The following is a 23,191-nucleotide window of genomic DNA, read 5'->3' on the forward strand; positions in this document are numbered from 1 at the left end:
GCAAAATCTTATTGATCAATACTGACTAACAAAAATTAGATTATTTTAATAATAAGGAAACGGTTATTAAGGTAAGCGCAACGCCGGCACTAAGCCCTAACAATAACCAGCGCCATTGTAATATTTGTACGCGGCCTTGTTCGCTATCGCGTGCCGCTAGTTGTAAATGTTTAGGCGTTAATTGAGTGGTGCCGTCCGCGTACGCCGCTAATAACATTTTATCGGCCATGATATTAATGCGTCGAATTAAGCCGCGACTACCACGACCCAATTTTCGCGCTAGCTTAGCTTGAAATAAATCAGGCCCGCGATAACCTGCGCTGCGCAAACGAAAATTTAAATACGCTTGTACTGAAGACACATCCAGCGGATGCAAATAAAAGTGATGAGTAATGCGTTCGCGAAATTGTCGAATAGAGGGATTATTTAATTTATCGTCTAATTCTGGCTGACCAAATAAAACAATTTGTAATAACTTATGTTCATCGGTTTCTAAATTATTGAGTAACCGAATTTCTTCTAAGGTTTCTAGCGGCATGCTTTGCGCTTCTTCGATTAACAACACGACGGGCTTATTAAGTCGATACTGATCTAATAACCAAGCATGCAAACGTCGCATGACCGTTAATTTATCTTGCGGCACGTCGATTAATTCGGCTTCCAGCGCTATCGTATTTAAAATGTTTTCAGGGCTTACGCTAGGATTGTGTATATATATAGTGTGTACAGGTTCTGGCAAGGTAGTTTCTAACATACGGCACAACATGGTTTTGCCCGTGCCTACTTCACCGACGACTTTAATAATGCCTTCGCCATTCACGATGGCGTATTGCAATGCTTCTAATACGGCGCCACGTTCAGCGCCTGCGAAAAACGAGCGCGTGTCCGGCGTAATACGGAATGGCGGATAATTTAAGCCGAAGTGCTCTAAATACATTGATTACTTTAAACCCAGTTTTTGTAAACGGCTGTATAAAGTAGTGCGGTTAATTTTTAATAATTTAGACGCATGACTTAAATTACCGTCGGCTTTACGCAAGGCAACGCTGACGTATTGCTGCTCGAGTTTTTGCAAATGATGCTCTAATTGAAAGTCGTCGCGATCCATGACGCGCAAAATATCGTCTTCCGATAAATCCAGTTGCGGCAAATGATGAACGTCTTCGCCCATTTCTACTTCGCCCAACATTTGTTCAATCGTAATCGATTGACCAGGATATTTGGTACCTAAACGAATCACAACATTGCGTAGTTCGCGCACATTGCCCGGAAAATCATAGTCACGCCAAACATTCGCGGCCGCTTCGCTTAAACTAAATGGCGGTACGCTACCGGCATATACTTTACGAAAATAATCTAACAACTCGAAACGATCATCACCGCGCACCGATAAGGGCGGAACTTTAATCGTTAAGATACTTAAACGATGATAAAGATCGTGACGGAAACGCCCTGCGCGCACTTCGTCGATCATATGTTTATTGGTTGCAGCAATAATACGGGCACGAGATAAACGCGGGCGCGTTTCGCCTAAACGATAAAACTCACCGTTTTCTAAGACGCGTAATAATTTAGCTTGTAGTTCTAAAGGCAGCTCACCAATTTCATCGAGAAACAAACTACCATCACCGGCTTCTTCAAAAAAGCCCGCATGGTCGCGCGCAGCGCCAGTGAAAGAACCTTTTGCATAACCGAACAATTGTGCTTCTAATAAATCTTTAGTAAATGCGGCGCAATTAATAATTAAATACGGTTTACCGGCGCGCTGACCTGCATCATGTAAACGTTGCGCAACTAATTCTTTACCCGCGCCTGATTCGCCTTCGATTAATACTGGAAACGGCGCATCAGAAAATTGTTGGATTTGTTGAACGAGTAATTGCATCACTTTAGAAGAACCCACCCATTCATTGGTAGGCTGTATATGATTTTTATTTTCGGCTTCTAGCAACATCAACTGATGCTGTAAACGCGCTTTTAATAACGCGGCATCCGAAGGTTTAGGAATAAAATCAACCGCGCCTAAAGTAAGCGCATGACGAATGTTGGCGTGCTCGTCTTGTCCTGACAGCACTAAAATTTTCATATGAGAATTATGCGCCAGCAATTCTGGAATCAACGCAAAGCCTTCATCAGGACTGTGTTGCACCGGCGGTAAACCTAAATCAACCAAGGCCAATTGCGGAATGCGCGGCGATAGCTCTACTACTTCCCGCGCCGATTCACGATCACCCGCGGTGATGACGTCATAATCACCGCGTAATAAATAATCCATGGTTTCAGCGATCAGCGGATCGTCGTCTACCAATAAAAGTACGGGTTTATGTTTTGGTTTTATCTGTGCTGTCATTGTGTGATGCCGCCCCAACGGTGGCCTATGATAGACTCAAGCTTCTACGAATGCACCCCGGCCAGCTATGCTCCATATCGTTTTATACCAACCTGAAATACCACCGAACACCGGCAATATTATTCGCCTTGCGAGTAATACCGGCATGCAACTGCATTTGATCGAACCGCTGGGTTTTGAACTGGACGACACCCGCTTACGCCGCGCTGGATTAGACTATTTAGAATGGGCCTCGGTTAAAACCTATGCCGATTTAGCGCAGTTTCAGCAGCAAGTCCAACCCGCGCGATTATTTGGTTTCACTACCAAAGGCAGTCATTCATTGTATGACGTCGCTTTTCAAGCGGGAGATGCCCTGTTATTTGGCCCCGAAACCCGTGGCTTGCCGGAAGATGTGCGCGAATCTTTGCCCGCGTCGCAGCGTTTACGGATTCCGATGCAAGCTAACAATCGGAGCCTCAATTTGTCCAATTCGGTCGCGATTGCCGTATATGAAGCATGGCGCCAATTAGACTTTAAGGGTGCTGGCTAACGGTGCAGCTGAGCAAATCCGCTGCTAGAAAAAAATCGGCCAGCTATACTGTGCAGGCCACCCATTAAAAATGTGGTCACTGTAAAAGTTACTCGTTTCCACCATTAAAGAGGCGCCGCACGCATGCAACGACGTTTGTCCTTTTCTATCTTAACCGCGACACTCGCAACCAGCTTGTTATTAAGCGGTTGTAATAAAGATAATTCTCCCCCAGCACCATCGCCATCACCTCCCGCAACACGTAGTTTTTATATGGGATTTACGCCTTGGCCTTATGAAGCAACAATTACCGCTATTGATGATACTTATATACGTATTCAACAACGTGGCGATATAGTGAAACATCATTTAGACAGCGGCATTCCGTGGCAAGCCGCTTATGACAAAACGACTTATCCCAGCGAAGTAGAAAATGGTATTGCGGCACGTTTAGTCCGCACGCAATCTAATAAAATTATTTATCTGGCGATCGATCCTCTAAATGGCGCGCGCGATGATCTTGCTGGTGATTGGAATAGTAGCGGCACCAATCAACCACGCAGCGGTGCATGGGCAACGCGTAACTTAGATGATCCAGAAGTGATTGAAGCCTATACCAACTTTGCTTTAAATATGATTACGCGCTTTCAACCAAAATATTTTGATTACGGCACAGAAGTGAGTGTATTGATGCTTACGGAGCCGGCAAAATTTACTCAATTCGTCACTTTCGCCGCCGCCGTTTATAGCAATATAAAAGCAGTTCACCCACAACTACCATTGATTGCTTCTATTTCATTAAATGCACCTGGTTCAACCGAAATGCAGCAAGTAACTACAGATTTTGCACGCATTACCAATTATGTAGATATCGTCGGCATTAGCGCTTATCCCTATATCTTATATGACCCGGCTTATACTGCTAATCCGAACAGCTTACCCAGCAATTGGTTAACTCAAATTAAATCCATTGTCGGCAACAATAAGCGCCTCGCTATTTCGGAAACGGGTTGGATCGCACAGCCATTAACGATTACTAATTACAGTTACAGCGAATACAGTGACGCTAATTATCAAGCGGCTTATATAGAACGTGTGCTCACCGAAGCACAAAGTTTGGGTGCTGAATTCGTTATTTGGTTTGCGTTGACCGACTATGATGCATTATGGAATACCACCCTCGGTCAAAGCGATATTGGCGCTATCTGGCGAGATACGGGTTTATACGATGAAAATATTTTGCCGCGCACGGGTTTAAATAATTGGTCAGCCTGGTTAGCTAAAACCTATGCACGCTAAATATTTAATTTTGTTAAAATCCGCCGATAAAATTTATACGCTGCTTAAATAACATTCCTTTACCTCACCTCGGTTTTTACATTATGCAAATCAGCAAAAATACCGTCGTTAGCATTCACTACCGCTTAAGCGATGAACACGGCGAAATAGAAAACTCTCATAACGCTAGCCCTATGGCGTATTTGCACGGCCAAAATAATATTCTTCCTTCGCTCGAAAAAGCCTTAGAAGGCAAAACCAAAGGCGAACAACTCAGCATCACATTAGCCCCTGAAGATGCTTATGGTTTGCGTAACCCACAATCTCAACAACGAGTGCCTATTAAACATTTGGTTACTAAAGGTAAATTAACGCCGGGCAAAGCCGTCAAAGTGAATACACAACAAGGCGTTATTAATGCCACCGTTGTCAAAGTGGGAAAATTTAATGTCGACCTCGACACCAATCATCCATTAGCGGGCAAACAATTAACTTTTAATATCGAAATCGTTGACGTGCGCGGGGCTAGTGAAGAAGAACTTTCACATGGTCATGCACATGGCGTGGGCGGGCATGCGCATTAGTTAAACCTACGCTGTATTGCGTAACAGTATTTTTAAAATTCAAAAGCATTTCGCCCACTGCTACGCAGCTACGGCGAGTAACTTTTTGTCGTAACAAAAAGTCACCAAAAAGTACTCACCCGAATATTATGCACTTGAATGAAATACAATTTCATTCAAGCATTCCCTCGTCGTGTTTAAGGGCTAACGCGTCGCCTCAACGCAACATCCTGTTGCGCTCGGCTCACATGAACATCCCTGTTCATGTGTCGCTATCCCTTAAACACTGCTCGGCACACTATAACGGGCATTATCCCTTCGTTTAATGCCTTATAACTTACAATACTTCTGTACATTAATTTATTTCAAAAACCGAACAAAGCAAATACCCCTTATGGCTCGCCGAATGCTGCAAGACTTGTCGGGGAAAACAAACAGGGAGTTTGTTTTAGTTCCGCCGCGACAAGGACGTCGCGTCGGAACGACCCGTTACAAATCGTGCAATATGAGGGCACTGCGCGTGTGGTTTACGCGCAGCGAGACATTGGGGGAGAGTATTTTTTGGTAACTTTTTGTTACGACAAAAAGTTACTCGCTGTAGTCGCGTAGCGACGAGCGAAACGCTTTTAAAAGCTAAAGAATATCGCTGAACAAATTATCACAGCTTAATATCATCCGTTGTTCTTAACGCGGATTTGGCAGCCGCTAATAAAAGCTCTGGATCCAAGCGCGACTTGTAATTCGGATTAACATAAGCAAAACGAATTAAACCCGTTTGATCAATAATCCACACAGCCGGCACCGGTAATAAATGATGCGTATAACCCGACGTTGCTTCTAGATCAATGCCGTATTCTTTATATTTAGCATTCGTTTCATCGTCTAAACGAAACGCAATGCCCAACGCTTGTGCTGCTTCCATGCTGCTGTCTGATAACAATTGATATTGCAGGCTTTGTTTAGTCTTAGACTCGTTTTGCTTTTCAGGTTTATCAGGACTAACAGCAAGTACTTGATAACCCAATGCAACTAATTGTGATTCTATCGATTGCAATTGGCCTAATTGAAAATTGCAATAAGGGCACCAACCACCACGATAAAAAACCAGCACCGTGGGTTTTTCTGTCACTAAATTATTTAAACTAACGGCCGTGCCATCCATGTTGTTTAACTGGATCGCTGGCAATTTTTCTCCCACTAACAAAGGACGCACATCTTCTGCGTTATTAGGAATAGTTGACGTTGTTGTCGCAACATCAGCTGCGGGTTCTGCAGGTTTATTGCAGCTAATCGCGATCATGCTCAATACAATCAGTGATATAACAATATAAAGTTTCTTTAACATAGTATGTCTCCTGTAAATTTCATCTTATTTAACATCTTTAATATGACTGTTTTATTCGTTCACTCAATGCCCAATTTATCCCACAGCTCATCAACCCGTTTTTTCACATTCACATCCATGCTGATCGGTTTGCCCCATTCACGCTGGGTTTCACCTGGCCATTTATTGGTTGCGTCCATACCCATTTTTGAACCAAGGCCTGCAACGGGTGATGCAAAATCTAAATAATCAATTGGCGTGTTTTCGATGATAACAGTATCGCGTGCAGGATCCATGCGTGTGCTAATCGCCCAAATCACGTCTTGCCAATCGCGTGGATTCACATCCTCATCGACGACGATGACAAATTTGGTATACATAAATTGTCGCAAGAATGACCAGACACCCATCATGACGCGTTTAGCATGGCCGGGATATTCTTTACGCATGCTGACAACAGCAACGCGATACGAACAACCTTCTGGCGGTAAATAAAAATCAATAATTTCTGGAAATTGTTTTTGCAAAATCGGCACAAACACTTCATTTAATGCAACGCCAAGCACCGCAGGTTCATCGGGTGGTCGTCCGGTGTAGGTAGAATGATAAATAGGATTTTTACGCATCGTAATGCGCTCAATAGTGAATACGGGAAATTGTTCGACTTCGTTGTAATACCCCGTGTGATCGCCGAAAGGTCCTTCTGCAGCAAGATCATCTGGATAAATAAAACCTTCTAAAACAATTTCGGCACTGGCCGGTATTTCTAAATCATGCGTTATACATTTAACTAATTCTGTACGCGAACCACGCAATAAACCTGCGAACGCTTGTTCAGGTAAATTATCAGGTACCGGTGTAACCGCTGCTAATATAGTTGCAGGATCTGCACCGAGCACAACGGCAACGGGAAACGGTTGACCAGGATGATGGCGTTGCCAACTTTGAAAATCTAATGCGCCGCCACGATGTGATAACCAACGCATGATGACGCGATTGCGCGCGATCACTTGTTGACGATAGATGCCCATATTTTGGCGCGGTTTTTCCGGACCTTTAGTCACCGTTAAACCCCAAGTAATTAACGGCGCTGCGTCTTCAGGCCAACAGGTTTGAATCGGCAATTTATTTAAATCAACTTCATCACCTTGCCAAACTATTTCTTGGCAAGGTGCGCTACGAATTTTTTTCGGCGCCATGTCCATTACTTTTTTAAACATCGGCAATGCATTCCACGCGTCTTTCATTCCTTGCGGCGGATCCGGTTGACGTAACCACGCTAACAAACGGCCTACTTCGCGCAACGCTGTTAAATTTTCCGCGCCCATGCCCCACGCGACGCGCTCAGGTGTACCAAATAAATTTCCTAAAACTGGAATGGTTGAGCCTTTGACGTTTTCAAATAGCAAAGCAGGCCCGCCGGCGCGCAAGGTGCGATCACAGATTTCTGTCATTTCTAAATAAGGATCAATCTCGATGCTGATGCGTTTCAACGCACCGCGTTTTTCGAGTTGAGCAATAAAATCGCGTAGATCGTTATATTTCATATCTGTTTTTATAGAGCAAACTCTGCCCATACCGGTGTGTGATCTGAAGGTCGTTCCCAGGTGCGCGGTTCTTGGTCAATGCCGGCCGCAATACATTTCTGCGCTAACGCTGGGCTCGCTAATATTAAATCTATTCGTAGTCCTTGATTACGACGAAAACCACCCGCACGATAATCCCACCAGCTGTAAACACCGGCTTGCTCATGATGAATGCGAAAAGTATCAACTAAACCACAATTCATTATTTTTTGCAGTGCTTCGCGTTCGGGAACGCTGCATAGAATTTGATCTTTCCACGCCAGCGGATCATGTACGTCGCGATCTTCTGGTGCGATATTAAAATCACCGAGAATCACTACATTTTCATATTGTTTAATTTCGCTAGCAATATGCGCGGTTACGCGTTTTAACCAAAATAATTTGTGTTCATATTTTTCATCGCCAACCGCTTTGCCATTAACAACATAGAGATTGAGCACGCGCACACCATTGATGGTTGCGCTTAAAATACGTCGTTGTGGATCTTCTAAATCATCGACGTCGACGATCACATCCGTCATCGGGCTTTTACTTAAGATCGCCACGCCGTTGTAGGTTTTTTGTCCTGAGTAGACAACGTGATAACCGGCAGCTTCAATTTCGGCAACGGGAAATTTTTCATCGGTGAGTTTGGTTTCTTGCAACACCAAAACATCGGGTTGCGCATATTCTAAATAACTAAACATATGCGGCAGACGGACATTGAGCGAATTAACATTCCAGCTAACGATTTTCATATTAATAATCCATTACCAGACTTTGTAGCCGCCAAATCTATCTTGCATGCGTTTAGCCATTTTTTTATAGCCCAACAAAAAACCAAATCCTGCGCATGAAAATAAGGCAACTATTAACCACACTATTTGATAACGGTTTAATCCGCCGCCGCGATACGATAAGCGCTGTTGGTATTCCTTGTTTTCTTCTTGTGTTTCATTTAACGCTTGTTGTAAGTCATCACGTTCTTTTTCGATTACTTGTAATTCTTCCGTTACATCATTTTGACCATTGCCCAAAGCAGTTAAGCGTTCTTTCAGCTGAATGATTTCTCGATTCGCTTGCTGTAGGGCTTGCGCTGATTGTTCATCGGGTACGCCGCTGATCACGCTCTCTTCGGTGTTAGCGAGTTGTTCACGCAAAGTATCGCGTTCTATTTGCACTTCGCGTAATACCGCCGCAGTCGGTTTTTTATTCGTAATAAACGCGGCTCTGGTCCAACCTTCGGTGCCATCCGGCAGGCGAATTTTTGCGTGCATTTCATCGCGTTCTAATACTTCTACAATAGTGCCGCTTGCGATGGTTTTTACGGAATTTTGTTCTTGGTCTCTTTCTGCAAAAATATTAACTAATAAGCGATCACTGATGTAATTCGTTTGTTGCGCACTTGCGATATTGGCTAAACAAAAAACCATCAATGACATTAAATATTTCATGCGGCCAATCCTGTGTGACGCAGCAATGGTTCAATAGAAGGTTTGCGACCACGAAACATTTCAAATAATTCCATGGCTTTGCGTGAACCGCCGCGTTCGAGAATATTTTGCATAAACGCAGTGCCGGTAGCGCGATCAAAAATGCCATTTTCTTCAAATTTAGAAAACGCATCGGCCGATAACACTTCTGCCCATTTATAACTGTAATAACCTGCAGCGTAGCCGCCCGCAAAAATATGACCGAAACTATTTTGAAACCGCACAAAAACCGGCGGAATATTTACCGCTACTTGCTGACGTATTTCATCTAGCAATACTTGCACAGACTTAAGATTTTTCTCGGTGTACTCACCATGTATACGCAAATCGAATAAAGAAAATTCAATTTGTCGCATGGTTTGCATCGCCGCTTGAAAATTTCGTGCGTCGCGGAGTTTCTGAATAACATCGGCGCTTAAAGGTTCGCCAGTTTCATAATGACCACTAATGAACGCTAGCGCTTCTATTTCCCAACACCAGTTTTCCATGAATTGACTGGGTAATTCGACCGCATCCCATTCAACACCATGAATACCGGACACTGACGGATAATCAATTTGCGTTAACATATGATGCAAGCCATGACCAAACTCATGGAACAACGTTGTAACTTCATCATGGGTAAACATGGCGGGTTGTTTACCAATCGGCGCGGTTAAATTGCAGGTTAAATACGCAACTGGTAATTGCAAACCATTGTGTTGCAAATAGCGATTTTGGCATTCGTCCATCCACGCGCCGCCGCGTTTAAATTGGCGCGCATATAAATCCAAATAAAATTGTCCGCGCACAACACCGGCTGCATCACGAATTTCATAAAAACGCACATCGGCATGCCATGTGTCAGCAACGGCGGCTTGTATCGTTAAACCATATAAGCGTTGCACTACTTCAAACATGCCAGCAATTACACGTTCAGCAGGGAACCAAGGTTTTAAAGCTTCATCTGAAATACCAAATAATTCTTCACGCAATTTTTCGCTGTAATAAGAAACATCCCACGACTGCAATGCTTCGCCTTTTAACTCAGCCTCGGCATAGTCTTGTAAAGTTTTCCATTCTTGTTGTGCTTGTGGTTTAGCACGCTCCGCTAATTCCATTAAAAACTGAATGACTTCTGTGGGTGATTCCGCCATTTTAGTCACTACCGATTTTTCAGCATAATTGGCGTAGCCCAACAATTGCGCAAGCTCGTGGCGTAACGCTAAAATTTCATCAATGTTCGAACTATTATCATAGGGTTCTGTGCTGGCGCGCGTATTGTAGGCGGTATAAAACAGTTTTCTTAATTCGCGATTATCTGCATACGTCATCACCGCGATATAGCTCGGAAACTGCAAATCAAACAGATAACCGATTTTATTCGCTTGCTGCGCTTTTTGTGCCGCCATCGCTAACGCGGATTCCGGCAATCCTTTTAACAATTTAATATCGCGTTCATGATGTTGCCACGCGAGCGTTGCATCTAAAACATTTTGTTCAAATTTCGATTGCAGCTGCGACAATTTTTGTTGAATCGTTTTGAAACGTTGCTTTTTATCTGTCGGCAAATGCACGCCAGATAATTCAAATCCCAACAACGCATCTTGCAGAATTTTTTCTTGGGTTGAATCTAATTTTTCTATGCGCGCGTTTTGCGCTAATTGTTTAAACAATTGATACAGCAATTCGTTTTGGCCAATTTCAGTGTGATAGTCCGAGAGCTTATCCAAACACTGATCATGAACGTCGCGCAACGCTTCGGTGTTCATCACAGAATTTAAATGCCTCACTGGCGACCAAACTTTATCCAAGCGGTTTTCTAAGGCATCTAACGGATCCATTAAGTTTTGCCAGCTCGGCTGTTTGATATTCGCGATCAGCGCGGTTAATGCTTGGCGATTTTCCTGCAGCACGATTTCGATCGCGGGCAGTACCTGTTCTGGACGAATCTCCGAGAATATGGGCAAGCCATCAATTTTTAACAAAGGATTTGAGTTCATAAAAACACGCTACCGTTGGATCGTATATTAGTATATGGGCTGCGATGCTAACACGCTTCTGCGTTAAGCCAATATGCGCATTTGCACCAAATACGCCCCTGCGGTCGCTGCAAATATCGCCAGCAGCACCAGCGGCCAAGCACGGAGACGATAACGCTGAATTAAATAATCAGGGTCTCGATTAGATAATAAATACGGCAACTTTGCGCGCTCAGGTTTTTGTAAGACATGCACCGCCGCGATCGTTTGATGCTGATGCGCATCGATAATTTCTTGGTGCGCAGCTTTCCGAAGTTTTTGCCATTCTTGCAAATCGAGCTGCCCGTCGTGATTGCTATCAAATCGAGTCCATTCGCGAGGATCTTGTTTCCATTTGATGATGAGCTCACGAACCTCATCTTCAAGATTCAAAATGTCTTCACCCGTACCCAGCGTTTTAAATTCACCGATCGCATATAAAGGCTCATGTTCGAGCAATAAATATTCGGTATAACGAAATCCGCCGCCGCCGGCAAACAAAGCCGCGCGTTTGGCAGTATTCGGTTTTATGCCTTTTTGTGGATACAGGCTATCGCCATACCAGCAGTTTTTTTCTAGCACGATAACTTCCGCGCCTTCAGGATCAATAACGCAGCAACCGGTTTCGTCTTCTAGCAAAAATAGGTTGTCGCTGGTCCGCGCTTGATTCGTGTTCCAGCGACCTTCTTTAGCATTGTTTTGATATTCTTCAATCGTGTATCGATACCATACACAGGGCGTGTCGGTGAGCGGCGAAACAATTGGCAAGCCGTCCATTAATTTTGTGTGGCCAATCAACTCTACATAACCTTGCGCAGCCGAACGAACTTTCGCGGTAGCGGCATCTTGAATAATGTGCCCTTTCCGAATTCGCCAAAAACCTTTCATGGCAAAATAAAAACTGCCCGCAAATAATATGATCACGACCATGAAGAATTCAATGCGCGTACTGTTTACCGCAAAATCATGTAGCCCGGCTAGCACAAAAAATTAATTCTCTGAAAATATTTTTTTGATGTCGACATCGGACAATTCACTTTGCTCAAACTCCAGCAAAGGTTTTTCTCGAAAGCCCGTCAGGCGCGCAATGATGATATCGGGGAATTGTTCAATCCGAACATTATTAAGATTAACGCTGTCGTTATAGTATTCACGGCGATCAGCAATTTGATTTTCTAACGCAGAAATTCTTTGGCTTAAGTTGCGAAAAAGTTGGTCGGCTTTGAGCTCCGGATAATTTTCTGCAACCGCAAATAATTGACCAACACTTGTGCGCAAAGCTGCTTCTGCCGAACCAAACGCATTAATGTTTTTTTCTTCGCTGGCTTTAAATGATTGTGCGCGTGCTTGCATAACACTGTCTAAAGTTTGACGTTCGTGCTGCATATAACGTTTACACACTTCGACTAATTTGGGTAATTCGTCGTGGCGCTGCTTTAACAAAATATCAATGTTTGCCCACGCTTTAGCAACATTGTGTTTCAACATAACTAAATGGTTATAAAGCACGACGGCATATATAAACACCGCCAACATTAAACTCCAGAAAAAATATTTCGTTATTGCTATCTCCATTTCCATCTGGCTTTAGCTCATGTTTATTAAACGTCTAAATTAGAAACCATTAAGGCATTACGTTCAATAAACGCACGACGCGGTTCTACTTGATCGCCCATCAAGGTAGTAAACACAACATCAGCGCCAACCGCATCTTCAATTCGTACTTGTAACAAACGACGAGTTTCGGTGCTCATCGTTGTTTCCGCTAATTGTTCAGGATTCATTTCTCCTAAACCTTTGTAACGTTGAATTGCTAAGCCTCGACGCGCGTCTTCCATCAACCACGTCATCACTTCACTGAAATCATTCATGGGTTGTTTTTTATCGCTGCGCCGAATATGCGCGCCTTCGCCTAACAAGCCATACAAGCGACCCGCTAAACCGGATAACAATTTAAATTCTGCCGTTTTGAAAAAATTAGCTTCTAATATTTCAGGATGCGCAACGCCATGTACTGTCCGGGTTACTTTTACGGCAACCCCAATATCGCGTGGTTCGATTTCCACATCATAATGATTGGCCGGTGGTGCGGCCGCATTTAGACGGATTTTTAATTCATCAATCCACGGTTTAAACGCCGCGGCTTGTTCGATTTGATCTTCGGGAATACCGGGCAAATGCAGCAATTGTTTGATCAAGAGAGGATCGTTTTTGCGCGATAACCGCTCAATAAGTCGGGTGGCCGCCAAATATCGCTTGGCTAAATCTTCTAACGCTTCGGTGCCCACACTATCACCGGCTGCGTTAATAACCAGGCTTGTTTCTGTAAGCGCTTGATTTAAAAGATAATTATTTAAATCAGCGTCGTCTTTAACATAACGCTCACTTTTGCCTTTCTTAACTTTATAAAGTGGCGGTTGCGCAATATAAATATGCCCGCGTTCAATCAACTGTGGCATTTGACGGTAAAAGAAGGTCAACAACAGCGTGCGAATATGCGAACCGTCGACGTCCGCGTCAGTCATGATAATAATGCGGTGGTAACGTAATTTATCGATATTAAATTCTTCGCGGCCAATACCGCAGCCCAGCGCAGTAATCAGCGTCCCAACTTCTGCCGAGGCTAGCATTTTGTCAAAGCGCGCTTTTTCTACATTAAGAATTTTGCCTTTTAAGGGCAAAACCGCTTGGGTGCGACGATCTCTGCCTTGTTTAGCGGAGCCACCGGCCGAATCACCTTCGACGAGAAATAGTTCTGATTGTGCGGGATCTTTTTCTTGGCAATCTGCCAATTTCCCCGGCAAACCGGCTATATCTAGCACGCCTTTGCGGCGCGTCATATCGCGGGCTTTGCGGGCGGCTTCGCGGGCGCGCGCAGCATCAATGATTTTTGCGAGGATCGCTTTGGCGTCGCTAGGAGTTTCTAATAAAAACTCTTGGAGTTTTTCTGCCATTATCGATTCAACAGCACCTTTTACTTCCGAAGACACCAGCTTGTCTTTAGTTTGGCTGGAAAACTTCGGATCAGGCACTTTAACCGACAATACTGACGTTAGGCCTTCGCGGGCATCATCGCCAGTCACGCTGACTTTGGCTTTTTTAGCTTCGGCCTCGATGTAGGTGTTCATGGTGCGGGTTAATGCGCCACGGAAACCAGCCAAATGGGTGCCGCCATCTTTTTGTGGAATATTATTAGTAAAACAAAAGACGCTTTCTTGATAGGAGTCGTTCCATTGCATCGCTACTTCGACGACGATACCGTCTCGTTCGGCTTCAAAATAGAAAACTTTGGGATGTAACGGGGTTTTATTTTGATTTAAATGTTCAACAAAGGCGCGAATCCCGCCTTTATATTCAAAAACGTCTTCTTTGCCGCTACGTTCATCGCTGAGCTCAATTCGAACACCTGAATTCAAAAACGATAGCTCGCGTAAGCGTTTCACTAAAATTTCGTAGTGATATTCAATATTGGTGAAATGTTGAGCGCTGGCTTTAAAGGTTATTTCGGTGCCGCGGCGCTGGGTGTCGCCTTCTTCTTTTAATGGCTCGACAGGCACAGAGTCTTTATACAACTGGCGGTGAATTTTACCATCTCGATAAATCGTCAGTTTTAACCATTCAGATAAAGCATTTACTACGGAAACGCCGACGCCGTGCAAACCACCAGAGACTTTATAAGAGTTATCATCAAATTTACCGCCAGCATGCAATACCGTCATGATGACTTCTGCGGCGGAACGACCTTCTTCTGAATGAATATCGGTTGGAATGCCACGGCCATCATCGGTTACCGTGATTGACTCGTCACCATGGATAATCACCTGAACCTTAGAACAATGGCCGGCCAACGCTTCATCAATCGCATTATCCACAACCTCAAACACCATATGATGCAAACCCGTACCATCATCTGTATCGCCAATATACATTCCCGGACGTTTTCTTACGGCATCCAGACCTTTTAGCACTTGAATGCTGGAAGAATCGTATTTTGGGGTATCAGTCATTTCGGTGTTCCTTGGTTGTTTCCATTATTTCCGCAATATTTATATTAGCAACAGCGCTCCTCACCCTAAAGCAAGAAGGGCAGCATTATAGCACTGATTCAAGATTGCTCGACCGCAACCCCTTGTTCCACGTGAAACACTTTGACTCCCGTCCATCCCTCAACAGAAACACTCGCTTGTTCTACGCAGCTTATAAAAACTTGGCTGCCCAAGCTCTTTAGCGTAGCTAATAAATATTGCCGATGCCCTTCATCGAGCTCAGCAGCCAAATCATCTATTAACACTACAGGCGATTGTTGCGTTTTATTGAGGTGTAACTCTGTTTGAGCCAAAACCAGCGCAGCCACCAGCATTTTTTGTTGTCCTCGTGATGCCGTTTCTTCCGCGCGGCGCCCGTCGAGCTTTATTGAAAAATCGGCTCGGTGTGGGCCAGAAACGGTAAAACCTCTGGCGCGATCACGAACATAAGATGCATCAAAGACTTCTACTAACGTTTTCCCGCTATCCCAGCCTGGAAGATAGGTGATTTCCACCGTGCTAACGCCCGAAATATGGCTTGTGTATTTATTCAGGCTTTCTTGTAGTTCTTTTATGTAGGTTTTCCGTACGGAATTGATGCTTTGAGCGCCTTCTGATAAAACGCCATCCCATATTTTTAAGTCTTTAAGCGCCGCGCCTTGGCGCAAAGCCGCATTTCTTTGTTTCAATGCTCTTTCGTAATTTTGCCATGCGGGTAAAAAAGAAGGTTCCACGTGAAACAATCCCCAATCTAGATACTTCCGTCTTAGTTTTGGCCCGCCGGCGATCATTAAATAACTTTCCGGATGTATAAGTTGCGTGGGCAGCCAATGAGCCAGGTCAGATGCTTTTTGAATCTTTTGCCCTGCTACCTTTATTTGGATTTTCTCGCCTTCTCGCTCTATTCCCAAAGGAATCTCTCGACCTTCGTGAAATATTCTGCCGGTGACTCGAAAAAGCGTTTTGCCGTGTTGGATAAGCTCTTTGGGATTGCGCGTTCGAAAAGATCGTGTGGTTGAAAGAATATGAATAGCTTCAAGAAAAGAGGTTTTACCTGCGGCGTTATTACCAACAATAAGATTTAAACTCGGCGAAGGCGTAATCTTCGCCGCTGTTATATTTCTTAGTTGTGAAATTTCTAATTGGCAAAGACGCGCCATTACAAATAATAAAACTATAGACGCATAGGCATAATGACATAACGACCATGTTCGTTAGTCGGATCTTGAATTAAACAGCTGCTGTTGGCGTCTTTCAGTAAAATATTGACGTTGTCGGTCACTAAAACATTTAACACGTCTAATAAATAATTTACGTTAAAGCCTATTTCTAAAGACTCTCCGTCATAATCTACTTCAACTTGTTCTTCTGCTTCTTCTTTATCGGGGTTGTGAGTTTGAATTTTCAGTAACCCACTTTCCAAAACCAGACGTACGCCTTTGTATTTTTCATTCGATAAAATAGCCGTTAACGTTAACGATTGTTTTAATTTCAACCGGTTTGCAACTAATAATTTATCACTGCCTTGTGGCATGACGCGTTCATAATCAGGAAAACGACCGTCAATTAATTTTGAGGTGAAACGTAAATCACCAAATTCAACGCGGACATGATTGCTACTAAAACCCAACGTTACCGGTTCATCCTTGTCTTGCAACAAACGTTGTAATTCCATAATTCCTTTACGAGGCACAATAACTTGTTTATTGCTTGGTAAAGATTGTTCATTTACTGCTTCTGCCATAGCTAAGCGATGACCATCGGTTGCGACAGCGCGTAATAGGCCATCGGCATTTTCTAACATCAAGCCATTTAAATAATAACGCACGTCTTGTTGAGCCATTGCGAAGGCGGTTTTTTCAATCAGTTGTTTCAAACTCTTTTGCGCTACGCTTAATTGCGAATCTAAACGAATGTCTTCTAAGCTCGGGAACTCTCCCGCAGGCAAGGTTGCTAAAACAAAACGACTGCGCCCAGCTTTTACTGTTAAGCGATCTTCAGCAGCGTCTAAAATTAATTCCGTACCTTCCGGCAAGTTTTTACAAATATCCAGTAGCTTTCTTGCGGGTGCAGTGGTTTCACCGTCTTTTTCACCCATGATATTTATTTGTGCAACTAGTTCGATTTCTAAGTCGGTTCCCGTGATGGATAAAACACCTTTTTCCAAACGCATTAACACATTTGAAAGGATGGGCATTGTTTGACGTTTTTCAACAGCACCAATAACGTTTTGCAAAGGGCTGAGTAATTGTTCACGAGTTATATTGAGTTTCATGCGTTTCTCTATTATTTAATTAATTAAAGATATAAGAGCTTATTATTACTATTAGAGCAGACTCTTTTTGTGGATAACTTTTTAAATCCTTTATATTTCATAACCTTACGAGCTTTTTTGGCTGTTATCTAACGCTTAATTCAGCACCTGTTCGTCTGTGCGCGACCTGTGGATAAAAAAAGACGTTGATTTAGCAAAGGCTAAATACTTTATTTATCCACAGCTTATGTACTTAATATACGCAACAAATTCTCAAAATCTTCAGCAATTCTAAAGTCGGTTTCTTTCAATTCGATCACTTTTCGACAAGCGTGCAAGGCCGTTGTGTGGTCGCGTCCCCCAAAAGCATTACCAATTTCTGGCAAACTGTGGTTAGTTAATTCTTTCGCTAAGCTCATCGCTATTTGACGGGGTCGTGTAATTGAACGACTGCGACGTGGTGAAAGCAAATCTGCGACGCGGATTTTATAATATTCCGCAACGGTCTTTTGAATATTTTCAATGGTTATCAATTTATCGTGCAAGGCCAATAAATCGCGCAAAGCATCGCGCGCAAAATCCATGGTTATCGGTTGACCGGTAAATTGAGCATTCGCAATGACTCGACGTAATGCGCCTTCAAGTTCTCGAACATTGGACCGAATTCGTTTAGCAATAAAAAAAGCGACTTCGCTTTTTAGATCAACGCCGACTTGTTCCGCTTTATTTTGCAAAATGGCAACCCGTGTTTCTAATTCGGGCGGCTCAATTGCAACCGTTAAACCCCAACCAAAACGCGATTTTAAACGTTCTTCTAAACCATCTACTTCTTTAGGGAAGCGATCACAAGTCAAAATAACTTGCTGCTGACCTTCTAATAAAGCATTAAAAGTATGAAAAAACTCTTCTTGTGAGCGTTCTTTGCCGGCAAAAAACTGAATATCGTCAATAAGCAAAGCGTCAACCGAGCGATAAACTCGTTTAAATTCATTCATCGCATTATGTTGTAGCGCTTTCACCATGTCAGCGACAAAACGCTCGGAGTGCATATAAACAATGCGTGCTTTAGGGTTGCGCGCCAACATGGCATTACCCACAGCATGCATTAAATGAGTTTTACCTAAACCCACACCCCCGTATAAAAACAAAGGGTTATAAGCGCCACCGGGATTTTCGCTAATTTGCAAAGACGCGGCTTTAGCCAGTTGGTTTGATTTACCTTCGACAAAAGTGTCAAAGGTGTAATCATGCTTTAAATTATGCGGGATATCCGGTAAACGAGCTTCAACCAATCTTTCAGAACTGCGTTGAATAGCAGGTTCTACTATTGTCGCCGTACGTGAAGAGCCAATTTCAAAAATGGCTTGATTAGCTTCGGCGCTATTAAATTCACTTAATAAAGCATTAATTCGACTGGAAAAATGTTCTTTTACCCAGTCCAAAACAAAACGATTAGGTGCGAATAAGCGTAAAACCCCATGATTAAGCTCAGCTTGAAGTGGCCGAATCCAAGTATTGAGCTGTTGTTCACTCAATTCTGATTCAAGCTTTTCCAAACAACGGCTCCAAAGCGGTACGCTCAATGCCGGCTCCTTATTGAATGGGCACTATTTTCAAACATTTAAAATATTTGAAGTGTTAGGGGGTGGACAGGAAAGGCGCAAGTCTAACGTGCAGCAAAGGACTTATCCACAGTTATTCGGCCGTATTTTTAAGAACAAATCAGCATTAGAAATAGAACAAAATATTCAATTTGGTTGACAGCGTGCCAGGACCTCGGTATGTTTCGCGTCCTTTTCGTGCGCCTATATAGGTTGTGCGAACGATAGCCTGAATTCCGATGGATTTTTATCATGAAACGTACATTTCAACCCAGCAATGTCAGCCGTAAACGCACCCATGGATTTCGTGCTCGCATGAAAACTCGCGGTGGCCGTGCTGTGATACGCGCACGTCGCGCAAAAGGCCGCGCACGTTTAACGGTTTAGTCTTATTGGTGGCTTTGCCGCCAAGAGACTAATTGATGATTGATCCGATTGATTGGGGACTTGAGCCATGGCCGCTTTCCCCCGTCAAGCAAGATTGTTAACAGCAAAAGACTATCAGACTGTTTTTGCCAATGCGCAACGCTTTAGCACACAAACATTGATCGTATTATATAGTCCGACCGAAGCTTTACAGCCACGCGTTGGATTAGCTATTTCAAAGAAAGTGGCACGTCTTGCCGTTCAGCGAAATATAATAAAACGCTATGTTCGTGAATTTTTCCGACAAAACCAGTTCCATATAGGATCCTACGATTTAGTGTTTTTGGGTAAGCCCTCAGCAGGCCAAGCCAGCCGCACCGAAATTCGTCAATCACTGGATTATTTGTGGCGCAAACTAAAAATAACATGCGGCAACTCATTACCTTCCCAATAAAAGTTTATCGGCTTTTTATCAGCCCCTTTTTGCCACAAGCGTGTCGTTTTTATCCTAGCTGTTCTCAATATGTCCAAGAAGCGGTAGAGTGCCACGGCATTTGGCGCGGTGGTTTATTAGGCATAAAACGACTGTGTTCTTGTCACCCTTGGCATGTCGGCGGTTTTGATCCGGTGCCGGAGAAAGCAACCAACGCGCAAGATCAACAAGAAACAAATGAACACCACCCAACGAACTCGTAACTTACAAAGAACAACGACATCATGATGGACACTCGCTTATTTGGTTATTTAACTTTTGCTTTTATCATGATGCTGATTTATCAGGCGTGGATGCAAGATTATGTAGTGCCTGCTCAAACCGCAGCAAGTGTTACGCAAGTAAACACGGATAAAGCATCTGCATCACCAGCAGAAGATTTACCACAAGCAAGTATCGCATCTGCGGCAACTACAAATACAAATTCAGTGGCGCAAGTAAACGCAGCGACTGTTCCTGTTATCGCAAGTGAGCCAAGCAATAATGCAGATGTTGTTAGTAGCGCAAGCCAACAGATTCATGTGCGCACCGATACATTAGACGTATTAATTGATACGCGCGGTGGCACCATCGTACAAGCCGATTTATTAAATTATCCGCAAGAAGTAAATAAACCCGAATTACCTGTGCGTTTATTTAACACCGAAGAAAGTACTTATTATGTTGCACAATCTGGATTAATTGGCACACAACAAAATGGTAATAACCGCGCACCCACGCATCACGCAGTTTATCAAGCACCATTATTAGATTACCGCTTAGAAAATGAAAAATTAGAAGTACCATTAACTTGGCGCAGCGAAGACGGCATTGAAATTACCAAAACGTATATTTTTCATAAAAATAGTCATGTTATTGAAATTGCTTACTCAATAAAAAATAACAGTACACAAGCATGGCAAGGCCAAGCGTATACACAATTACAACGCCGTCATGTTGAGCAAGGCTATAGTCTGTTTGGTATTTATACCTATACCGGCGGCGTTATTTATAGCGCTGAAAAAAAATACGAAAAAAGAGCGTTTTCTAAATTACACGAAGAGCCGATTGATAGAGATGTAACGAATGGCTGGGTTGCGGTTATAGAACATTATTTCTTATCCGCATGGCTGCCCACTAAAGACCAACCGCAACACGCTTATAGCAAAGTTATTGGTGATACCAATCCTTTGTTTGTGGTTGGTATGAAAACCAACATACAAGAAATTGCAGCAGGCGCTAGTGCACAAATCGAATCGCGTTTATATGTAGGCCCCAAAGAACACGAACGCCTAGAAGTTATCGCGCCATTTTTAGATTTAACCGTAGATTATGGTTGGCTAACCTTTGTTTCTAAACCGTTGTTTTTAGCATTAAATTGGATAGAGAATTATGTAGGTAATTGGGGTTGGGCGATTGTGATATTAACTATCGTCATCAAACTCGCATTTTATAAGCTCTCTGAAGCGCAATATCGCTCGATGGCGAAAATGCGCAAAGTACAACCTAAGCTGATGGCGATACGTGATCGTTATAAAGACGATCGTCAGCGCCAAGGTGTAGAAATGATGGAGCTATATAAAAAAGAAAAAATAAATCCTTTAGGCGGTTGTTTGCCTATGATTATACAAATCCCGGTATTCATCGCTTTGTATTGGGTGTTGCTGGAAAGCGTAGAACTTCGTCAAGCGCCGTTTATGTTGTGGATTAAAGATATGTCTGCAAAAGATCCGTATTTCATCTTGCCTTTAATTATGGGCGTGACGATGTATATTCAGCAAAAACTAAATCCAGCACCGCTAGATCCAATCCAAGCAAAAGTATTTATGGTGTTGCCGTTTGTATTTACCGTGATGTTCGCGTTTTTCCCGGCTGGTTTGGTTTTATATTGGGTGACCAATAATACGATCACCATTATTCAGCAGTGGTATATCACTAATCGCGTTTTAAAAGATTAATTTTCCTTTAGCGCATTTAACAAAATACATAAAGAGAAAAGCTCGCGCGTATAAACAATGAGCACACAAGATACCATTGCAGCAATTGCGAGCGCACCCGGCAAAGGCGGCATTGGTATTGTGCGAATCTCTGGGCCCGCTGTGCCGATGATTATGCAGCGCTTATTTGCTGAACAACTCAAACCACGGTTTGCAGAATACAAACCCTTTCTTGATACCCATGGTCAAATAATTGATCGCGGTATCGTAATTTATTTTGTTGCGCCACATTCATACACGGGCGAAGACGTCTTAGAACTACAAGGTCATGGCGGCCCAGTCGTACTCAATTTATTACTTAAACAAATTTTAGCCTATGGTGTGCGCCAAGCGCGGCCTGGTGAATTTACCGAACGCGCATTCTTAAATGAAAAACTCGATTTGATTCAAGCCGAAGCAGTCATTGATTTAATTGAGAGCAGCTCAGAACAAGCAGCCAAAGCCGCGGCACAAAGTTTAGAAGGCGTTTTTTCTGAAGTGCTGCGCGCATTACTGCAAAAATTAATTGAACTGCGCATGTATATAGAAGCAGCTTTGGATTTTCCCGAGGAAGAAATAGATTTTTTAAGCGATAACGAAATTCAACTGCGCATGGATGGTTTAGTAAAAGCATTAGACGCTATTCGTCAACGCGTAAAACAAGGCCGTTTATTAAAAGACGGTATGAGCGTGGTTATTCTCGGCCAACCCAATGCAGGCAAAAGCAGTTTATTAAATCAGTTGGCGGGACGCGATACGGCGATTGTCACCGAAATTGCCGGCACCACGCGCGACGTGTTGCGTGAACATATTCATATCGATGGCATACCTTTGCATATAATTGACACCGCAGGTTTGCGTGACACTCAAGACGTGGTTGAAAAAGAAGGTGTACGTCGAGCGTGGTTAGCTGCGAATCAAGCGGACAGGATCTTATTATTAGTTGATGCGCGTACTGGCATTAGTGAATATGAAACTACAGTGTTACAACAAATTCCTCCGCATTTACCTGTTGATATTATTTATAACAAAATAGACTTATTGAGTTCGCCCGTAGACCTAGCAGTGATCAGCCATGCACGTGGTGCCGTTATTTTATTATCTGCAAAAACAGGTACTGGTTTAGAGAACTTAATTGAACATTTAAAACAAAGCATTGGCATTGAACAAACCAGCGAAAGTTTATTTTCCGCACGTCAACGTCACGTTGATGCATTAAATGTGGTTAATGAGCGTGTGGCCAATGCACAAGAATGTTTAAACTTAGGCCAGGGTGAATTAGCCGCTGAGGAGTTGCGCATGGCGCAACTGGTAATGAGCAGCATCACCGGTGAATTTTCTAGCGATGACTTATTAGGCGAAATTTTTTCACGGTTTTGTATTGGTAAATAAATAATCTTCTTAGCGCATACA

21 protein-coding genes are annotated in these 23,191 nt (G+C 43.2%); 8 read left to right on the forward strand and 13 right to left on the reverse strand.

All coding sequences use genetic code 11. The annotated features are described in order from the left end of the window. Positions 1-40: 40 nt before the first annotated feature. Positions 41-937 carry an AAA family ATPase gene (locus H0W44_03180; protein MBA3581438.1) on the reverse strand — a complete coding sequence of 299 codons (897 nt, stop codon included), beginning with the start codon at positions 935-937 and terminating at the stop codon, positions 41-43. 3 nt (positions 938-940) lie between these two features. Then, the gene (locus H0W44_03185; GenBank protein ID MBA3581439.1) at positions 941-2,350 is read right to left on the reverse strand and encodes a sigma-54-dependent Fis family transcriptional regulator; all 1,410 of its coding nucleotides are present in this window, start codon (positions 2,348-2,350) and stop codon (positions 941-943) included. Positions 2,351-2,417: 67 nt separating this feature from the next. Between H0W44_03185 and trmL the strand changes: the two genes are divergently transcribed. The 3 genes from trmL (at position 2,418) to H0W44_03200 (ending at position 4,723) form a co-directional block, all read left to right on the forward strand. After that, entirely contained in the window at positions 2,418-2,882 is a 465-nt protein-coding gene (gene trmL / locus H0W44_03190; protein ID MBA3581440.1) for a tRNA (uridine(34)/cytosine(34)/5-carboxymethylaminomethyluridine(34)-2'-O)-methyltransferase TrmL, read from the forward strand. A gap of 123 nt (positions 2,883-3,005) precedes the next feature. Beyond that, entirely contained in the window at positions 3,006-4,160 is a 1,155-nt protein-coding gene (locus H0W44_03195) for a hypothetical protein (GenBank protein MBA3581441.1), read from the forward strand. Between the two features lie 83 nt (positions 4,161-4,243). Continuing rightward, entirely contained in the window at positions 4,244-4,723 is a 480-nt protein-coding gene (locus tag H0W44_03200; GenBank protein MBA3581442.1) for a peptidylprolyl isomerase, read from the forward strand. A gap of 637 nt (positions 4,724-5,360) precedes the next feature. On the opposite strand, the gene H0W44_03205 is transcribed toward H0W44_03200, so the two are convergent. The 11 genes from H0W44_03205 to dnaA all read right to left on the reverse strand — a co-directional run bounded on the left by H0W44_03205 (position 5,361) and on the right by dnaA (position 18,946). Then, positions 5,361-6,002 (reverse strand): AhpC/TSA family protein, encoded by a 642-nt coding sequence (locus H0W44_03205; GenBank protein MBA3581443.1) that lies wholly within the window; start codon positions 6,000-6,002, stop codon positions 5,361-5,363. A gap of 104 nt (positions 6,003-6,106) precedes the next feature. Then, positions 6,107-7,573 carry a 4-hydroxy-3-polyprenylbenzoate decarboxylase gene (gene ubiD / locus H0W44_03210; protein ID MBA3581444.1) on the reverse strand — a complete coding sequence of 489 codons (1,467 nt, stop codon included), beginning with the start codon at positions 7,571-7,573 and terminating at the stop codon, positions 6,107-6,109. Between the two features lie 8 nt (positions 7,574-7,581). Beyond that, positions 7,582-8,349, reverse strand: a complete 768-nt coding sequence (gene xth / locus H0W44_03215) for an exodeoxyribonuclease III (protein MBA3581445.1) — start codon at positions 8,347-8,349, stop codon at positions 7,582-7,584. A gap of 12 nt (positions 8,350-8,361) precedes the next feature. Further along, a complete protein-coding gene (locus H0W44_03220; GenBank protein ID MBA3581446.1) occupies positions 8,362-9,045 on the reverse strand; it encodes a TIGR04211 family SH3 domain-containing protein in 684 nt (227 codons plus the stop codon). Then, positions 9,042-11,066: a M3 family metallopeptidase gene (locus H0W44_03225; protein MBA3581447.1), complete on the reverse strand. Its 2,025-nt coding sequence runs from the start codon at positions 11,064-11,066 to the stop codon at positions 9,042-9,044. The genes H0W44_03220 and H0W44_03225 overlap by 4 nt, the downstream gene beginning before the upstream one ends. Positions 11,067-11,129: 63 nt before the next feature. Continuing rightward, positions 11,130-12,014 (reverse strand): hypothetical protein, encoded by an 885-nt coding sequence (locus H0W44_03230; protein ID MBA3581448.1) that lies wholly within the window; start codon positions 12,012-12,014, stop codon positions 11,130-11,132. A 60-nt stretch (positions 12,015-12,074) separates the two neighbouring features. Further along, the gene (locus H0W44_03235; protein ID MBA3581449.1) at positions 12,075-12,653 is read right to left on the reverse strand and encodes a LemA family protein; all 579 of its coding nucleotides are present in this window, start codon (positions 12,651-12,653) and stop codon (positions 12,075-12,077) included. Positions 12,654-12,685: 32 nt separating this feature from the next. Then, entirely contained in the window at positions 12,686-15,091 is a 2,406-nt protein-coding gene (gene gyrB / locus H0W44_03240) for a DNA topoisomerase (ATP-hydrolyzing) subunit B (GenBank protein ID MBA3581450.1), read from the reverse strand. Between the two features lie 98 nt (positions 15,092-15,189). Further along, positions 15,190-16,269, reverse strand: a complete 1,080-nt coding sequence (gene recF, locus H0W44_03245; protein ID MBA3581451.1) for a DNA replication/repair protein RecF — start codon at positions 16,267-16,269, stop codon at positions 15,190-15,192. A 14-nt stretch (positions 16,270-16,283) separates the two neighbouring features. Further along, a complete protein-coding gene (gene dnaN / locus H0W44_03250; GenBank protein ID MBA3581452.1) occupies positions 16,284-17,384 on the reverse strand; it encodes a DNA polymerase III subunit beta in 1,101 nt (366 codons plus the stop codon). 224 nt (positions 17,385-17,608) lie between these two features. Further along, positions 17,609-18,946 carry a chromosomal replication initiator protein DnaA gene (gene dnaA, locus H0W44_03255; protein MBA3581453.1) on the reverse strand — a complete coding sequence of 446 codons (1,338 nt, stop codon included), beginning with the start codon at positions 18,944-18,946 and terminating at the stop codon, positions 17,609-17,611. 270 nt (positions 18,947-19,216) lie between these two features. On the opposite strand from dnaA, the gene rpmH reads away from it, so the two are divergent. The 5 genes from rpmH (at position 19,217) to mnmE (ending at position 23,170) form a co-directional block, all read left to right on the forward strand. Continuing rightward, positions 19,217-19,351 (forward strand): 50S ribosomal protein L34, encoded by a 135-nt coding sequence (gene rpmH, locus H0W44_03260; GenBank protein ID MBA3581454.1) that lies wholly within the window; start codon positions 19,217-19,219, stop codon positions 19,349-19,351. Positions 19,352-19,418: 67 nt separating this feature from the next. Beyond that, on the forward strand, positions 19,419-19,784 hold the full coding sequence (gene rnpA, locus H0W44_03265) for a ribonuclease P protein component (GenBank protein ID MBA3581455.1): 366 nt from the start codon (positions 19,419-19,421) through the stop codon (positions 19,782-19,784). Next, the gene (yidD, locus tag H0W44_03270) at positions 19,757-20,026 is read left to right on the forward strand and encodes a membrane protein insertion efficiency factor YidD (GenBank protein MBA3581456.1); all 270 of its coding nucleotides are present in this window, start codon (positions 19,757-19,759) and stop codon (positions 20,024-20,026) included. The genes rnpA and yidD overlap by 28 nt, the downstream gene beginning before the upstream one ends. Positions 20,027-20,047: 21 nt before the next feature. Then, positions 20,048-21,760 carry a membrane protein insertase YidC gene (yidC, locus tag H0W44_03275; protein ID MBA3581457.1) on the forward strand — a complete coding sequence of 571 codons (1,713 nt, stop codon included), beginning with the start codon at positions 20,048-20,050 and terminating at the stop codon, positions 21,758-21,760. A 57-nt stretch (positions 21,761-21,817) separates the two neighbouring features. After that, positions 21,818-23,170: a tRNA uridine-5-carboxymethylaminomethyl(34) synthesis GTPase MnmE gene (gene mnmE, locus H0W44_03280; GenBank protein MBA3581458.1), complete on the forward strand. Its 1,353-nt coding sequence runs from the start codon at positions 21,818-21,820 to the stop codon at positions 23,168-23,170. Positions 23,171-23,191: the final 21 nt, after the last annotated feature.

The sequence above is a fragment of the Gammaproteobacteria bacterium genome (assembly GCA_013817245.1).
Taxonomy (GTDB): domain Bacteria; phylum Pseudomonadota; class Gammaproteobacteria; order HTCC5015; family HTCC5015; genus JACDDA01.

What these genes read in the sequence shown, in the direction of transcription:
- H0W44_03180 (MBA3581438.1), bottom strand. Translation starts at nt 937, where the DNA reads ATGTATTTAGAGCACTTCGGCTTAAATTATCCGCCATTCCGTATTACG.
- H0W44_03185 (MBA3581439.1), bottom strand. Translation starts at nt 2,350, where the DNA reads ATGACAGCACAGATAAAACCAAAACATAAACCCGTACTTTTATTGGTA.
- trmL (MBA3581440.1), top strand. Translation starts at nt 2,418, where the DNA reads ATGCTCCATATCGTTTTATACCAACCTGAAATACCACCGAACACCGGC.
- H0W44_03195 (MBA3581441.1), top strand. Translation starts at nt 3,006, where the DNA reads ATGCAACGACGTTTGTCCTTTTCTATCTTAACCGCGACACTCGCAACC.
- H0W44_03200 (MBA3581442.1), top strand. Translation starts at nt 4,244, where the DNA reads ATGCAAATCAGCAAAAATACCGTCGTTAGCATTCACTACCGCTTAAGC.
- H0W44_03205 (MBA3581443.1), bottom strand. Translation starts at nt 6,002, where the DNA reads ATGATCGCGATTAGCTGCAATAAACCTGCAGAACCCGCAGCTGATGTT.
- ubiD (MBA3581444.1), bottom strand. Translation starts at nt 7,573, where the DNA reads ATGAAATATAACGATCTACGCGATTTTATTGCTCAACTCGAAAAACGC.
- xth (MBA3581445.1), bottom strand. Translation starts at nt 8,349, where the DNA reads ATGAAAATCGTTAGCTGGAATGTTAATTCGCTCAATGTCCGTCTGCCG.
- H0W44_03220 (MBA3581446.1), bottom strand. Translation starts at nt 9,045, where the DNA reads ATGAAATATTTAATGTCATTGATGGTTTTTTGTTTAGCCAATATCGCA.
- H0W44_03225 (MBA3581447.1), bottom strand. Translation starts at nt 11,066, where the DNA reads ATGAACTCAAATCCTTTGTTAAAAATTGATGGCTTGCCCATATTCTCG.
- H0W44_03230 (MBA3581448.1), bottom strand. Translation starts at nt 12,014, where the DNA reads ATGGTCGTGATCATATTATTTGCGGGCAGTTTTTATTTTGCCATGAAA.
- gyrB (MBA3581450.1), bottom strand. Translation starts at nt 15,091, where the DNA reads ATGACTGATACCCCAAAATACGATTCTTCCAGCATTCAAGTGCTAAAA.
- recF (MBA3581451.1), bottom strand. Translation starts at nt 16,269, where the DNA reads ATGGCGCGTCTTTGCCAATTAGAAATTTCACAACTAAGAAATATAACA.
- dnaN (MBA3581452.1), bottom strand. Translation starts at nt 17,384, where the DNA reads ATGAAACTCAATATAACTCGTGAACAATTACTCAGCCCTTTGCAAAAC.
- rpmH (MBA3581454.1), top strand. Translation starts at nt 19,217, where the DNA reads ATGAAACGTACATTTCAACCCAGCAATGTCAGCCGTAAACGCACCCAT.
- rnpA (MBA3581455.1), top strand. Translation starts at nt 19,419, where the DNA reads ATGGCCGCTTTCCCCCGTCAAGCAAGATTGTTAACAGCAAAAGACTAT.
- yidD (MBA3581456.1), top strand. Translation starts at nt 19,757, where the DNA reads ATGCGGCAACTCATTACCTTCCCAATAAAAGTTTATCGGCTTTTTATC.
- yidC (MBA3581457.1), top strand. Translation starts at nt 20,048, where the DNA reads ATGATGGACACTCGCTTATTTGGTTATTTAACTTTTGCTTTTATCATG.
- mnmE (MBA3581458.1), top strand. Translation starts at nt 21,818, where the DNA reads ATGAGCACACAAGATACCATTGCAGCAATTGCGAGCGCACCCGGCAAA.